A 12,732-nucleotide genomic window follows, 5' to 3' on the forward strand; every position below is an offset into this window, starting at 1 on the left:
GAAAGGCGCGCTCGCGAGCGCCGTGGACGCGGTTGGGAGAGCGAAAGGCGCGCTCGCGAGCGCTGCCGCTGGAACAGACAGACTCAGGCGAAGTGGTCGTATCCCCGCGCGACGAGGCTGGTTAGCTGCCCGTCCGGTCCGACCAGCGCCACGTCGCTCGCGCCCTCCTCGCGCGCCGCGCAGCGGCCGATCGCCACGAAGCCTGCGAGCTCCCCGACGTCGGGGCCCGCGACCACGACCGCGTAGTCCTCGCCGCCGTAGAGCGCGAGATCCAGCGCGTCCACGCCGAGCTGCGCGGCGGCTTCGCAGAGGTCGGCGCTCACGAGCGCCGCAGGATCGAGCAGCGCGCGCACGCCGCTCGCGCGCGCGAGGTGCGCCACATCGGCGACGAGGCCGTCGGAGACGTCGATCGCCGCGCGGGCGCGCGCCGCCGCGCGGAGGCCCGCGTCGATGCGCGCCACCGGGCGGCGGAACGCGCGGATCGCGTGCTCGGCCGCGGCGCCGGCCGGCGAGACGCCGCGATCGAGCAGCGCAAAGCCGGCCGCGGCGAGGCCGACCGGACCGGCCAGCGCGAGCGCGTCGCCGGGTCGCGCGCCGTCGCGCCTGAGCGGCAGCGCCGCGACGCCGAGCGCCGTCGTGGTGATCGAGATCTCGCCGCCCCGCGAGAGATTCCCGCCGATGATCGCCGTGCCGATCTCGTCGCACGCGGCGCGCTGACCCCTCGCCAGCGCGCCGAGCTCGTCGTCGCTCACGCTCGGGGGAAGCACCAGCGCGGCCAGCAGGCCGACAGGGCGCGCCCCCATCGCCGCCAGATCGCTCGCCGCGGCCATCGTCGCGCGGTAGCCGAGATCCTCGAAGCCCAGGAGATCGCGCCGGAAATGGACGCCCTCGACGGCGCTGTCGACCGTCCAGACGAGCGGCTCCGGGGCACCCGGGAGGGCGCCGCCCCGCGGGGCCGCGGGCGCGAGGATCGCGGCGTCATCGCCGATGCCGCAGAGAACGTGATCGCCCGCCGCGCCCCCGAGCACGGCGCGCAGCATGTCGATGCGCTTCCACTCGGAGCGCCCGCTCATTGGAAGATGGGCGGCAGGACGCTGTTCGCCGGCGAGCCGGCGACCGTGGGCAGCTTGACAACGAACACGGTGCCGCGCGGCTCGTTCGGCTCGATGCGGACCGTGCCGCTGTGCGCCTCGACCAGGCGCTTGACGATCGAGAGACCAAGCCCGGTGCCGCCGTGCTCCCGGGTCGAGCTCTGATCGATCTGGTAGAACGGGTCGAATACCTTCAGCCGCTCGCCGGCAGGGATGCCGATGCCCGTGTCCACGACGCGGATCTCGACCGCCTGCTGGAGCGGCGCGACGAGCACCAGCCCGGGGAGGTCGTCCATGTCCTCGCTCACGGCGCGCGCGACGAGCTGCACCTCGCCCCCCGCCTCGGTGAACTTCACCGCGTTCTCGACGAGGTTGATGAACACCTGCCGCAGCCGATCGCCGTCCCCCAGCACCGGCGGGAGATCGTCCTCGGCCTGGATCCGGAGCTCGACGCCCTTCTTCGAGGCGGCAGGCGCGATGGTCGACGCCGCCTCGACGAGCACCGGGCCGACGGCCACCTCGGTGCGGTGCACGATCAACGTGCCGCTCTCCAGCTTCGAGAGGTCCAGGAGGCTCATGATGAGCCCGAGCAGCTGCTCGCTCTTCGACCGGATCGTATCGATGAACTCGCGCTGCTCATCGGTCAGAGGCCCGCCGATGCCCTCGGCGAGCATCTCGCTGTACCCCATGATCGACGTGAGCGGGGTCCGGAGCTCGTGCGACACCGTGGCCAGGAAGTTCGACTTGAGCCGGTCGAGCTCCTTCAGCCGCTCGTACGCCTGCTCCAGCTCGGCGTTCTTCTGCGACAGCTCACGGAAGCTCTCGCGGATCGACGCGACGTGCATCGTCGAGGTGAGGAGCGATTTGTGCCCGCTGAACAGGATCAGATCGAGGACCGAGCGGAGGTGGTCCGCGATCGCGCCGAGCCGCTCCGGCCGGAGCCGCGGCATCCGCAGCCACCCCTCCGCCGCAGGCGCGAGATCGAGCTGGGACGCCGCCTCGATCTGCGCGGCAGGGGGCTCGTCGAGGCCGTCGGGGAGGTACGGGCCCAGGATCGACCGGCCGATGGCACGCCCGTCGTACTCGATCGGGAACACCTGGTAGAGCGCGCCCTCGAAGCGGGGATCCGCGACCTCGCTGCCGGCCGACGTGCCTTGTTTTGCCGCACGATCCGCCGGCGCCGCGCTGGCCCGCCGCCCTTCCTGCTCGCCGCCCGTCAGGCCGCCGAGCGGCGGGAGCGGCGCGAGCGCGCCCGACTCCGCGAGCGTCGCGCCGTTGATCGATTGGATCCGGATCGGCAGGCCGAACAGCTTGTGAAATGACGCCGCCATCTCCGCGAGGGCCTGGCGATCCACGAGATCCTCGAGCGAGAGCGGGCCGATGCCGACAAGGTCGACCACCGGCGCCGCCGCGGGGGGAGGCAGCGTCGAGGGCTCAGGCGCGCTGGTCGCGCCGTCGCGCTTCGAGGAGCTGGGCGCGTCCGCGACCCGGGCCGACGGAATCGGCGCGGAGCCCGGCATGCTGAGGAGATCCTCGTCGTCGAGGCCGAAATCCGCCGGCGTCCCCTTGTGGGCGTCGGGCCTCATGGAACGATCCGGGAGCTCTTCTCGAGGCTGCCGCCCATTCGCCTTGCCAGGAGGTCGTTCACCGAGCTCGTCACACCGAGCTGGCGCGCCGCGCTGTTCAGGAGCTCCTCGCCGCTGATCGACAGCCGCTTCGAGAGCTGATGCGTCTGATCGAGCGTCTCCCACGTGAGGTGGAGCAGGCCCATGAGCGTCTCCACCGTGCCCACGCCGCGGGTCGCGACGGCCTTGTACACCGGCTCCTTGCCCCGCGCGGCGAGCCGCGCCAGCTCCTCGTCGCTCCGGATGTCGGGCAGGTCGCGCTTGTTGAACTGGATGACGAGCGGCATCCTCGCGAGATCGAGGCCGTTCTCCCGCAGGTTCTGGCGGAGGTCGAAGAACGCCTCGGCGTTGCGCTGCGTCTCGGAGATCTGCGAGTCGGCGATCAGCGCGACCCCGTCCGCGCCCTGGAGCACGAGCCTCCGCGTGGCGGCGTGCATCGGCTGGCCAGGCACGGTGAACAGCTTGATGCGGAGCGAGACGTCGCCGTCCTTCGCGCGGAAGGTCAGCGGCAGGAGATCGAAGAACAGCGTCCGATCGTCCTGCGTCTCGAGCGTCATCAACCGTCCGCGAGCGTCGGACCCGGCGAGGCCGTGCAGCGAGACGAGGTTCGTCGTCTTGCCGCTGAGCGCCGGGCCGTAATAGACGAGCTTGATCGTCACTTCACGGGCTGCGAAGTCGAGCTGCACGGCCGCATTCTCGCATGAGCGCCCGACGATTGGATATGGCCACGGCGCATGGCGGAGGAGGTCCGGCTGGGCCGGATCTCCTCCCTTGTCAGGAGGCGTGCGCCCCGCTCAGGCCGAGCCGCCGGGCGCGTTGGGCACGCTGGACACGGGCGGAGGGATCGGCCTGCTCTCGCCGTTTTCGACGGTCCAGAGCGCGCTCCGCAGCCCCTCCAGGCGCGACGTCAGCGCCTGGAGCGCCTCGGCCTGGGCGTCGCACGCCTTCAGCTGGCTCTCGCTGCTCGGCTCGGCCTGGACCCGCTCCTCGCGCGCCGCCTTGAGGACCTCGATGACCTCCCGGTGCAGCTCCTGGCCGGCCGTGACCACCCACGCGTCGAGCCGGCTCGCGAACTCCTGGATCATCTCGTCGAGCTTCGGCCCGATCCGGGTGGCGGCCTCGCGCAGCGCGACCGGCGCCATCTCCTTCGCCTTCTTGCGGGTCTCGGCCTCGACCTTCTCCTTCACGTACACGGCCAGGACAGGCGCCGCGAGCGCCAGGATCCCGCCGAGCAGGGCGTTCGTGAACATCACGCCGAGGCCGATGGTGAAGAGCGCGAAGACGCCGACATCGTAGCCGAACGTGTCGACCTCGACGTTCGGCGTCTTCACGTCGCCGCCGAGCGCCTCGCTGACCCGCTTCGCCACGTCGTGCGCGTCCTCGCGCACGAGCGCGATCGTCTTCTCGGCGAGCGCCTCGAGCGCCGTGGCGATCTCCTTCGTCTCGGCCTGGGCCCACTCGGCGAACGTGCGCTCCAGGAACGCCCCGAGGTAGACCTTGATCTCGTCGGTGTGGGCCTCGTCGATGATCGCCGGGAGCTGCCGGAGCACATCGTCGACGAAGCGATCCAGGTCGCGGTGCACCCACGCCCGGATGGCGCTCACCTCCTCGCGGATGCCGGCGCGCCGCTCCTCGATGGTGCGCGACTGGCCGGCCAGATCCTTCTCGATCATCTCGATGCGGCGGCTGAGCTCGTCGCGCGACATCGCGGTCGCCCGCCGCCGCGCGTCCACGCCCTTGCCGAGCAGGCGCGCGGACTCGAGGCCCTCGCCGAGCGCGTTGTCGAGCAGGATGCGCCCGCGCTCCTCGGCGAGGAACCGGGTCAGGTGATCGAGCAGCTCCGGCATCCCGCTGCCGGGCCGATCGCCCTCCAGCGCCCGCTCGCTCGAGATCGGGAAGACCACGGGCGATTTCACGAGCTTCCCGAGCTCGCTCCGGATGTAGGCGAGCGCCTCGACCTCCTCGTCCTGGCTCCAGATGTCGCGCTTCGTCACGACGAACAGGATCTTGTCGCGCGACTGCCCGAGCAGCTTCTCCTGGAGGAAGACCCGCTCGCTCTCCTTGAGCGGCTGGCCTGCGTCGATGAGGAACAGCACGGCGTCCGACCGCGGGATGTAGCTGTAGGTGATGTCCGCCCGCTGGAGCGAGAGGTCGTTCACCCCGGGGGTGTCGACGAGGACCACGCGCTCGCGCAGGAGCTCGGCCGGGTACCCCACCTCGAGGAACTTCACCTCGCCGGCGCTCGACGAGCGCTCTCCGCCGACCGTGAAGGCCCGCACGTCCTCGAACGGCAGGCCCGTGCGCTCGCCCGACGCGTAGACCACCTCGGCGCGCGGCTCGGCCGCGTACTCGAGGTGGTGGATCACCGCCGTCGTGGGCGTCACGCCGACGGGGAGGATCGAGGCGCCGAGAAGGGCGTTCACGAACGTCGTCTTGCCGTGGTTGAACTCGCCGACAACGACGAGGTGGAACCGATCGGCGTCGAGCTTCTTCACGAGATCGTTCGTGATGCGCGCCGCGACGCTCTTGGCGCCGAGGGACTCGGCGAACGTCACGAGATCCCTGAGCGCCCCGGTCACGTCGTCTTTGCGGCTGTGGAAGGATTCGAGCATGTGCGTCTACCTCGGCCTTGCGCCTTGCCAGGAGCAGGAGCCCCTCAGCCCCAGATCTTGATGACTTCGTGCACCTTCTCGTCGACCTCTTCCATGGAGAGGCCGCTCGCGCCGAGCCCGGCGTGGCGCTTGTAGAGCTCGCTCTCGGCGAAGGCCCGGAGCGCCAGCACGCGCTTCGGCAGCCACGGGTGGCTGGCCGTGAACTCGGCGAACCTGCCGACGCCGCCCTTGCCCTCCTCGTGCTGGGCGATGAACGCCTCGAGGTTGAGCTCCTCGTACAGCTTGGTCGAGCCGAGCGCGAGCTTGGTGAGCGCGCGCGTCGAGACGTCGAGGCTCTTCGCGCAGAGCAGGCCGGCGCGGTCGCAGGTGACCTCGGCCCGGCGCGACCAGCCGGAGAGCGCGAGCATCGCCGGGCCGACGATCCACTTCACGAAGACCGACGCCATCCGCGTCAGGTAGTGCATGGCGGTCAGGTAGACCACGTGGCTGTTGTGGATGTGGCCGCACTCATGGCCGATGACGCTGAGCAGCTCGTCGTCGGTGAAATGATCGACGAGCGCCGAGTGCACCATGATGAACGAGTCGTCGTTCGTCCCGTAGGTGGCCGCGTTGAGGGTGGGGCTGTTGACGATGTAGATCGTCGGGGTCGCGATCCCGAGCGTCTCGGCGCAGTGGACCGCGAGCTTGTGGACACGGGGGAACTGCGCGGGGCCGACCTTGACGGCGTGGCCGAGCAGCTCGTTCTTGCCGACCGTCTTGAACAGCCTGACCGCGGCGGTCACGGCGAGCTCGACCGGACGCATCTTCTCGAAGGCGAGCCGCGTGTTCTTGTCGGACACGTAGGCATACGCGTTGCCCGCGCCGTCCCCGCCGCCCGCGCGCTGGCCCTTCCGTCTCTCGATGAAGCCCTTGAAATCGAGCGTTCCGACCTGTGCCATTCGGCGAAGGTAACGGCCTGGCCGGGACCGCGCAACGCCGCCATCGTCAGGCGAAGCGAAGTTAACGCAAAATCACAGACGACCTCCGCTCACATCTGAATCGGACGCCAAGCGGACGCCAAGCAGACGCCAAGCAGACGGCAAGCAGACGGTGATCAGACAGCGGAAGCACATCGGGCGCGGGCCCGATGCGGACCGGGCGCGGGTCGACGCGGATCAGACGCCGAGCAGAGCGAGGAGCCCCTCCGGGCCGAGGCGCTCGAGCGTCCGCTGCCGCGCAAGGAAGCGCCGGAAGTCCTTGTAGACACCGCTGCCCTTCGGGCGGAGCTCGAAATCGGTGATGCGCGTGATGGAGAACCTCAGCGCCGCGATCACGCTCTCGTGGAACAAACGGTCGCGCTCCTCGGTTGAGAGCGGCCGCACCGCCGTGTAGCCGGCGGCGAGCGCGGACACGAGGTCCGGGTCGAGATCGTCGCCGAAGCACCACGCGAGCATCGTGACGGCGAGGTCGAACGCGGCGCTCCCGCGCGAGGCGCTCTCGAAATCGAGCAGCGCGGAGATCTCGCCGGCCTCCCAGAGCACGTTGTCGCGGAAGAGGTCGCCATGGATCAGCGTCTGGGGGCCGGGGGTCCTCGGCGCCGCGGCGCGGATCCGTTCGAGCCGGCCGGTGAGCTCATCGACGACGGCGGCCACGTCGGGCGGGAGGGCCGGGGCGGCAGCGGGGGCCGTCGACCTCGCGCCCGCGGCGGGCGCAGGGGAGCGGAGCCCCCGGAGCCGCTGGTCGAGGCTGTCGAGGTCGAACCGGCTGGCGTTCGCCCCCTCGAACGAGGCGCCGACGAGGTGCACCCGCGCGAGGGCCGCGCCGACGCGGCGGGTCGCGTCCGGCGTGACGCGCGCCTGGCAGAGCGACGCGCCCGCGACCCACGGGAACAGCGCGACAGGCTTTCCTGCGTGCTCCGCGACGAACGCCGCGCCCTCCGACGCGGCGTCCGTGTCGGAGGGCGCCGCGTCGCGGCGCCGGAGCGGCTGCGGGGTGGCGACGCCCCCGGCCGCGAGGTGCTCGAGCATGCGCGCTTCGCGTGACGCCGCGCCGAGCTGCTGCTCCTCGTAGATCCGCAGGAACACCTGTCCGCGGCCGTCGGCGAGCGTCAACGCGAAGTTGGAGTTGACGCTCCCGGCGAGGAGGCCGCGCACGTCGGCGATCTCCAGGCCGTACAGCGCGCCGATGCGGCGGGCATCCGCGAGCGAGAGGGGGGTCAGGATGGCCATCGCGGCGCAGGGTAGCCTCGTCTCGCGCGCGGCCTCCACAGGAACCTGGAGGAGCGCGCCGAGCGGGAGGCGAGGAGGGACGGGGAGCAACGGAAGGGGGACGAGCGACGAGAAAATGCGCGCTCCTCACGAAGATCCGCGGTGCCCCTGGTCGCGGACCGGCCCAGCGTGCGTTATGAAATCGAGTGAGCGGGAGCAACATCCCCCTTCGATTATCGAATGCCCACCCTCTACGGAAACACCACCGGACTCAGCCCCCAGGCCACCAAGACCCTCGAGCGCATCTACCGCCGCAAGGTCCCGCTCGCCAGCATCGCCACCCCCGAGCTCATCAAGGCGCTCGCCGAGGCGTCGCATGAGACGGGGCGCCAGGTCGGCGCGCTGGTCCACCGCTCGGGCGAGATCGACTACGTCATCGTCGGCGACGCGACCCGGCTGATGCTGCCGGACATCGGGCGCCTCCGCGCCGCGCAGGGCCGCTTCAGGGCGCTCCGGCTCATCCACACGCACCTCTTCAACGAGCCGCTCACCCGGGACGATCTGGTGGATCTCGTCCGCCTCCGGCTCGACCTCGTCGCGGCCGTGCAGCTCACCCCGCAGGGCGAGCCGCGGACCCTCCAGTACGCGTACAACGTGCCGGTCCACGGGAAGGAAGCGGTCACGGTGACCGTGGACGAGGCCCAGGGGCGCGGCGACGGCCGCGGGGAGGCGGCGCTGCCGTATCGGACCGTGGGCCCCGTCGCGATCGGCCGCGCCGACGTCGATTTCGGCGCGCTCATCCAGGCGCTCGAGGACGAGTTCACGAAGCGGTCGCGCACGCGGTCGGTCGCGGCGAAGGACGGCCGCGCGATCCTCGTCCACGTCGCCGAGAAATCCAAGGCGGGCGCGCTCGCCCGGGCCGAGGAGAGCCTGCGCGAGCTGACCGAGCTCGCCGGCACCGCGGGCGTCGACGTCGCGGACACGGTCCTCCAGCTGCGCGATCGCCTCGACCCGCGGCTCGTGCTCGGCAAGGGCAAGCTGGACGAGGTCGTGCTGCGCGCCTCGGAGCTCGACGCGGAGACGCTGGTCTTCGACAGGGATCTGACCCCCTCCCAGGCCTCGGCGATCGCGAAGCACACGGACCTCAAGGTGCTCGACCGGACGCAGCTCATCCTCGACATCTTCGCCCAGCGGGCCGAGTCGTCCGACGGCAAGCTCCAGGTCGAGCTGGCCCAGCTGAAGTACACGCTCCCTCGCCTCGGGCAGAAGGACGACTCCCTGTCTCGCCTGACGGGCGGCATCGGCGGGCGCGGTCCCGGCGAGACGAAGCTCGAGATCGGGCGCCGCCGCGCGAAGGAGCGCGTCAGCTTCCTGGAGGCGCAGCTGAAGCGCCTCTCCCGCCAGCGGGAGCAGCGCCGCCGCCGCCGCGCCCGGCTCGGCGTGCCGGTGGTCTCGATCGTCGGTTACACGAACGCCGGCAAGAGCACGCTGCTGAACACGTTGACCGGCGCCGACGTGCTCGCCGAGAACAAGCTGTTCGCGACCCTCGACACCCGCTCGAGGCGGCTGCGCTTCCCCGAGGAGCGCGAGGTGGTGATCACCGACACCGTCGGCTTCATCCGGGAGCTGCCGAAGGACCTGTTCGCCGCCTTCCGGGCGACGTTCGAGGAGGCCGCCGACGCCGACCTCCTGCTCCACGTCGTGGACGCGAGCGATCCCGCGCGCGACCAGCACATCGAGACGACCGAGGCGCTGCTGACCGAGCTCGATCTCATCGGCATCCCCCGCATCGTGGTGTTCAACAAGGCGGACCTGATCGCCCCGGCGGAGGGGCGGCGGCTGCTGCTCGGGCACCCGGATGCGGTGGTCCTCTCCGCCACGGACCGGGAGACGACGCGGGAGCTGCTCGCGAAGCTCGCGGAGCGGCTCAAGAGCCGCTGGGAAGAGGCCGCGATGGTGCCCACCTACGAGGTGGAAGCCGCGGAGGGCGAGCTCGGGGACGGCGGGCTGTTCGAGGGGGAAGCCGAGTCGATGACGGTGCTGGGCCCGCCTTCGAGCTCCGGGGCAGGGGAGATCAGCTCGCGTGTGAGAGGGACGTTCGAGGCGTGAGCTCCGCCGGGCTCCCTGGGGAGCCCGGCGGGAGCCGGGGAGAGCTCAGGGCGTCGGGATGGCGTCACACGTGAAGAGCGTGGGGAGGCACTTGTCGCTCGCGCACTGCTCGTTGGTGGTGCAGTCCTCACCAGCGGCCAGCTTGCAAGCGCCCTTGCCGTCGCAGACGTTGGCCTCGCTGCAATCCGTCCCGTCCTCGCTGCCGAGCGGGACGTTCGAGCACGTGCCCTCCGACCCCTCGACGTTGCACGCCATGCACGCCGAGTCGCAGGCGGCGTTGCAGCAGACGCCGTCGACGCAGAGCCCGCTGGCGCACTCGCTCGCTTCCGTGCACTCCACGCCGTTTGCGGGCTTGCACTCGCCCGCGGCGTCGCACGCCTGGCCCTCGTCGCAGCCCAGGCCGTCCGTGCCGGCCGCGGCCAGCGCGCAGGCGCCGTCTGCGCCGCACTCGTGGCACTTCGCGCAATGCGCGTCCTCCATGCACTCGGTGAAGCAGGCGTTGGCCTTCGGATCGCAGGCGAACTCCTCGCACTCTTTCTCCTCGCCGGGCGCGCACTCCACGCTCTCACCGTCGCAGGTGCCGCGGCTCGTCTCGACGCCCTCGGAGCACGTCGCCTCGCCGCACGCGGTCTCGGCCTTCGAGGGGCCGCACGTGCCGTCTTCGCCCGACGCCTTGAGCGCGGCGGTGCAGGCGTCGCAGTCCGCGTCGCAGGCGGTGTCGCAGCAGACCTCGTCGGCGCAGAAGCCGCTCGTGCAGTCGCCGGCCGCGGTGCACGCCTTGGCGTTGTCGCACTGAGGGCAGACGGAGCCGCCGCAGTCGACGTCGGTCTCTTCGTTGTTCTTCGTGCCGTCAGAACATCCGTCGTCGGGACCCACGTCCCCCGGGATGCGCGAGCGATCGACGGAGGCGATGAGCTCGCAACCCATGCCGAGGGTCGAGAGCGCGCCAGCGCAGAGCGCCACCGCGAGAAGGTGCTGTTTCTTCCACATAGTAGTCCCCTTAGAAGGTAAACCGCGCGGCGGCGCCGCCGCCTGTCGGGCTGACGAACGGAGTGACGAACGCCTTCTTCGTCACGCTCGACGCTGCGGCCTTCGCCTGGGCCGGGTCGTCGCTGAGGAGCAGGACCGCGCCGGTGACGCCGAACGTGAGCGCCACCGCGAAGGACATGTCCGCGATGAGCGCGAAGCGATCGACCTTGTCCGCTGTCTTGGTCGTCGGGGCGTCGTCGAAGTCGCTCTTCGCGCCGAGCGCCTGGATGCCGAAGATCGTCCCGACCACGACACCGGCGCCGGCGAGCCCGAGGGTGACGTAGGCCGGCACCGGCGAGCGCGGCTCGATCGGCGCTGCCGGCGGCGGCGGCTGCGCGGGCGGCGCCTCGGCGGGCGGCGGCGCGGGGGGCTGCGCGGGCGCCGCAGCGACCGGCGCCGGCGCCTGCGGCGTCAGCGTGACGTTGACCTCGCGCGCCTCGGCGAAGGTGACATCGAGCTCCTGGCTCGCGTCGGCGAACCCTTCGGCGGAGACGGTGAGGGTGTGCTTGCCGGGCGGGACCGAGAGCTCCTTGCCGGTCTGGGCCACGCCGTCGACCGCGACCTTGAGGCCTGGCGGCGCCTCCGGGGCGGTCGCGACCTTCACCTTCGCCGGCGTCTTCTTCAGGGCCTCGACGCGCGCCTGCCCCTCGGCGATCTTCTCCTTGAACTTCTCGGCGTCCGGCTTCGAATCGAGGAACGCCTGCCAGGCCGCGACGGCCTCGGTGACGAGGCCCTGCTTGTCGAGCGAGAGGGCGAGCTTGTACTTCGGCGCGGCGCCGGGCACGTACTCGTCCGCCTGGCGATACAGGTCGGCCGCGACGGCGAACTCGCCCTTGTCGAACCTGGCCTCGGCCTCCTTGTAGAGCTTCTTGGCCTCGTCCTTCTTCTGCTTCTCGGTCAGCGCCTTCTTCGGCTTGGTGGTGGTCACCTTCGTCGCGGGCTCACCGGCCTTCGCAGGGGCAGCCGTCGCGGGCGTCCCGGCCTTCGCGGGAGCCGCGGCGGGCGTCCCGGCCGCGGGCGGCGTCGCGCCGGCCGCGGGAGGTGTCGCGCCGGCCGCGGCCGGCGTCGCAGCGGTGGTGGGCGCCTGCGCCGCGGATGTGGCTGGCTTCGCAGGAGCCGCCGCCGGGGCGGCCGGCTTACCCGCCGGGGGCGCTGCCGGCTTGGCATCCGTCTGCGCAGATGCCGGACTGACGCTCGTCAGCGTCAGGAGCCCAGAGACCATCGCCGCCGAGGTCAACATCGTCAGCCGGCCCGATCGTGAACGCATACCGTAAGCCCTCCTCCGCGGATAGTGTCGCGTGGGCGCCCACTTAAGCCTTGAAGGCCGCTCTACACAAGGGGTTTCGCGTTCATCCGGGGGCGCGCGCGCGTTGGCCTAGGTCCGCGCCGAGGCCCGCGCCCCCGCTGCTCCGGCGCGGCCTCCTCGGACATCAAGGCTCGTCGCCTCGCTCCAGCCACGCAGGGAACCGAAGCCTTGCCTCCAGCCCGAAGCCCAGGGTCGCCTGGCGCATGCGCGCGGCCCGCTCTGGGCCCCGAGGGAGGCTCTCGCGGAGCCGCCGCAGCGCCTCGATGTAGCGGGCGAACCGAGGATCCGAGAAGAGGGCGCCGAGGTCCTCCCGGATGCGCCGTATCGTTCCGGGGCTGACGCCATGGCTGCTGAAGCTCATCGTCAGTCCGGACGCAGAGACCACCGAAGGATTGGCGAAGTTCGACACCTCCGGGCGATCCAGGGTGCAGACGAGGCGCCCGGCGCCCGCGAGCTCTCGGTGGAGGCGCCGCGAGAGCGCCTCGTCGCCCGGCACGAGGAACACGATCGCCGCACCGGCGAGGTCGTCCTCCACGAACGCTCGCCGGTGCAGATCGAGCCGCCCCTCCCGGCTGGCTCGCTCGATCGACCCGTCGACCTGCCCTGGCGCGACGACGGAGACTCGAGCGCCCGCCGAGAGGAGGCGCTCCACCGTGTACGGCGCCTCGCCGTCCGCGCCGATGACGAGGGCCCGCTGGCCGTTGAGGTCGAGCACGATGGGAAAGAGGCGCATGGGGGTGGAGCGGACACGAACGCGGGGCCGCGCGGCGATTG

The 12,732-nt window shown here is 71.5% G+C and carries 10 protein-coding genes; 1 reads left to right on the forward strand and 9 read right to left on the reverse strand.

Translation table 11 applies throughout. From position 1 onward, the window contains the following. Positions 1 to 83: 83 nt before the first annotated feature. The 6 genes from thiL to WMF29_RS02210 form a co-directional block, all read right to left on the reverse strand. On the reverse strand, positions 84 to 1,073 hold the full coding sequence (gene thiL, locus WMF29_RS02185; RefSeq protein ID WP_437327254.1) for a thiamine-phosphate kinase: 990 nt from the start codon (positions 1,071 to 1,073) through the stop codon (positions 84 to 86). Continuing rightward, on the reverse strand, positions 1,070 to 2,677 hold the full coding sequence (locus tag WMF29_RS02190; protein WP_437327255.1) for an ATP-binding protein: 1,608 nt from the start codon (positions 2,675 to 2,677) through the stop codon (positions 1,070 to 1,072). The genes thiL and WMF29_RS02190 overlap by 4 nt, the downstream gene beginning before the upstream one ends. Continuing rightward, positions 2,674 to 3,402, reverse strand: coding sequence for a GTP-binding protein (locus tag WMF29_RS02195; RefSeq protein ID WP_012233021.1), 729 nt, complete (start codon positions 3,400 to 3,402; stop codon positions 2,674 to 2,676). The genes WMF29_RS02190 and WMF29_RS02195 overlap by 4 nt, the downstream gene beginning before the upstream one ends. 108 nt (positions 3,403 to 3,510) lie before the next feature. After that, positions 3,511 to 5,328, reverse strand: coding sequence for a dynamin family protein (locus tag WMF29_RS02200; protein WP_437327256.1), 1,818 nt, complete (start codon positions 5,326 to 5,328; stop codon positions 3,511 to 3,513). Between the two features lie 44 nt (positions 5,329 to 5,372). After that, positions 5,373 to 6,266 carry a M48 family metallopeptidase gene (locus tag WMF29_RS02205; RefSeq protein ID WP_272097504.1) on the reverse strand — a complete coding sequence of 298 codons (894 nt, stop codon included), beginning with the start codon at positions 6,264 to 6,266 and terminating at the stop codon, positions 5,373 to 5,375. Positions 6,267 to 6,482: 216 nt separating this feature from the next. Then, entirely contained in the window at positions 6,483 to 7,535 is a 1,053-nt protein-coding gene (locus WMF29_RS02210; RefSeq protein WP_437327257.1) for a homoserine kinase, read from the reverse strand. A 219-nt stretch (positions 7,536 to 7,754) separates the two neighbouring features. On the opposite strand from WMF29_RS02210, the gene hflX reads away from it, so the two are divergent. Further along, positions 7,755 to 9,623: a GTPase HflX gene (gene hflX, locus WMF29_RS02215; RefSeq protein ID WP_437327258.1), complete on the forward strand. Its 1,869-nt coding sequence runs from the start codon at positions 7,755 to 7,757 to the stop codon at positions 9,621 to 9,623. 45 nt (positions 9,624 to 9,668) lie between these two features. Here the strand turns inward: hflX and WMF29_RS02220 are convergent, their stop codons facing one another. From WMF29_RS02220 to WMF29_RS02230, 3 genes are all read right to left on the reverse strand, one after another. Further along, complete coding sequence (locus WMF29_RS02220) at positions 9,669 to 10,613, reverse strand: hypothetical protein (RefSeq protein ID WP_437327259.1); 945 nt, start codon at positions 10,611 to 10,613, stop codon at positions 9,669 to 9,671. Between the two features lie 10 nt (positions 10,614 to 10,623). Beyond that, the gene (locus tag WMF29_RS02225; RefSeq protein WP_437327260.1) at positions 10,624 to 11,919 is read right to left on the reverse strand and encodes a PEGA domain-containing protein; all 1,296 of its coding nucleotides are present in this window, start codon (positions 11,917 to 11,919) and stop codon (positions 10,624 to 10,626) included. A 163-nt stretch (positions 11,920 to 12,082) separates the two neighbouring features. Further along, a complete protein-coding gene (locus tag WMF29_RS02230; RefSeq protein ID WP_437327261.1) occupies positions 12,083 to 12,691 on the reverse strand; it encodes a precorrin-2 dehydrogenase/sirohydrochlorin ferrochelatase family protein in 609 nt (202 codons plus the stop codon). Positions 12,692 to 12,732 lie beyond the last annotated feature (41 nt).

This window comes from Sorangium sp. So ce381, from assembly GCF_051473845.1.
GTDB classification, from domain to species: domain Bacteria; phylum Myxococcota_A; class Polyangia; order Polyangiales; family Polyangiaceae; genus Sorangium; species Sorangium atrum.

What these genes read in the sequence shown, in the direction of transcription:
- WMF29_RS02220 (WP_437327259.1), bottom strand. Translation starts at nt 10,613, where the DNA reads ATGTGGAAGAAACAGCACCTTCTCGCGGTGGCGCTCTGCGCTGGCGCG.
- WMF29_RS02190 (WP_437327255.1), bottom strand. Translation starts at nt 2,677, where the DNA reads ATGAGGCCCGACGCCCACAAGGGGACGCCGGCGGATTTCGGCCTCGAC.
- WMF29_RS02210 (WP_437327257.1), bottom strand. Translation starts at nt 7,535, where the DNA reads ATGGCCATCCTGACCCCCCTCTCGCTCGCGGATGCCCGCCGCATCGGC.
- WMF29_RS02205 (WP_272097504.1), bottom strand. Translation starts at nt 6,266, where the DNA reads ATGGCACAGGTCGGAACGCTCGATTTCAAGGGCTTCATCGAGAGACGG.
- thiL (WP_437327254.1), bottom strand. Translation starts at nt 1,073, where the DNA reads ATGAGCGGGCGCTCCGAGTGGAAGCGCATCGACATGCTGCGCGCCGTG.
- WMF29_RS02230 (WP_437327261.1), bottom strand. Translation starts at nt 12,691, where the DNA reads ATGCGCCTCTTTCCCATCGTGCTCGACCTCAACGGCCAGCGGGCCCTC.
- hflX (WP_437327258.1), top strand. Translation starts at nt 7,755, where the DNA reads ATGCCCACCCTCTACGGAAACACCACCGGACTCAGCCCCCAGGCCACC.
- WMF29_RS02200 (WP_437327256.1), bottom strand. Translation starts at nt 5,328, where the DNA reads ATGCTCGAATCCTTCCACAGCCGCAAAGACGACGTGACCGGGGCGCTC.
- WMF29_RS02225 (WP_437327260.1), bottom strand. Translation starts at nt 11,919, where the DNA reads ATGCGTTCACGATCGGGCCGGCTGACGATGTTGACCTCGGCGGCGATG.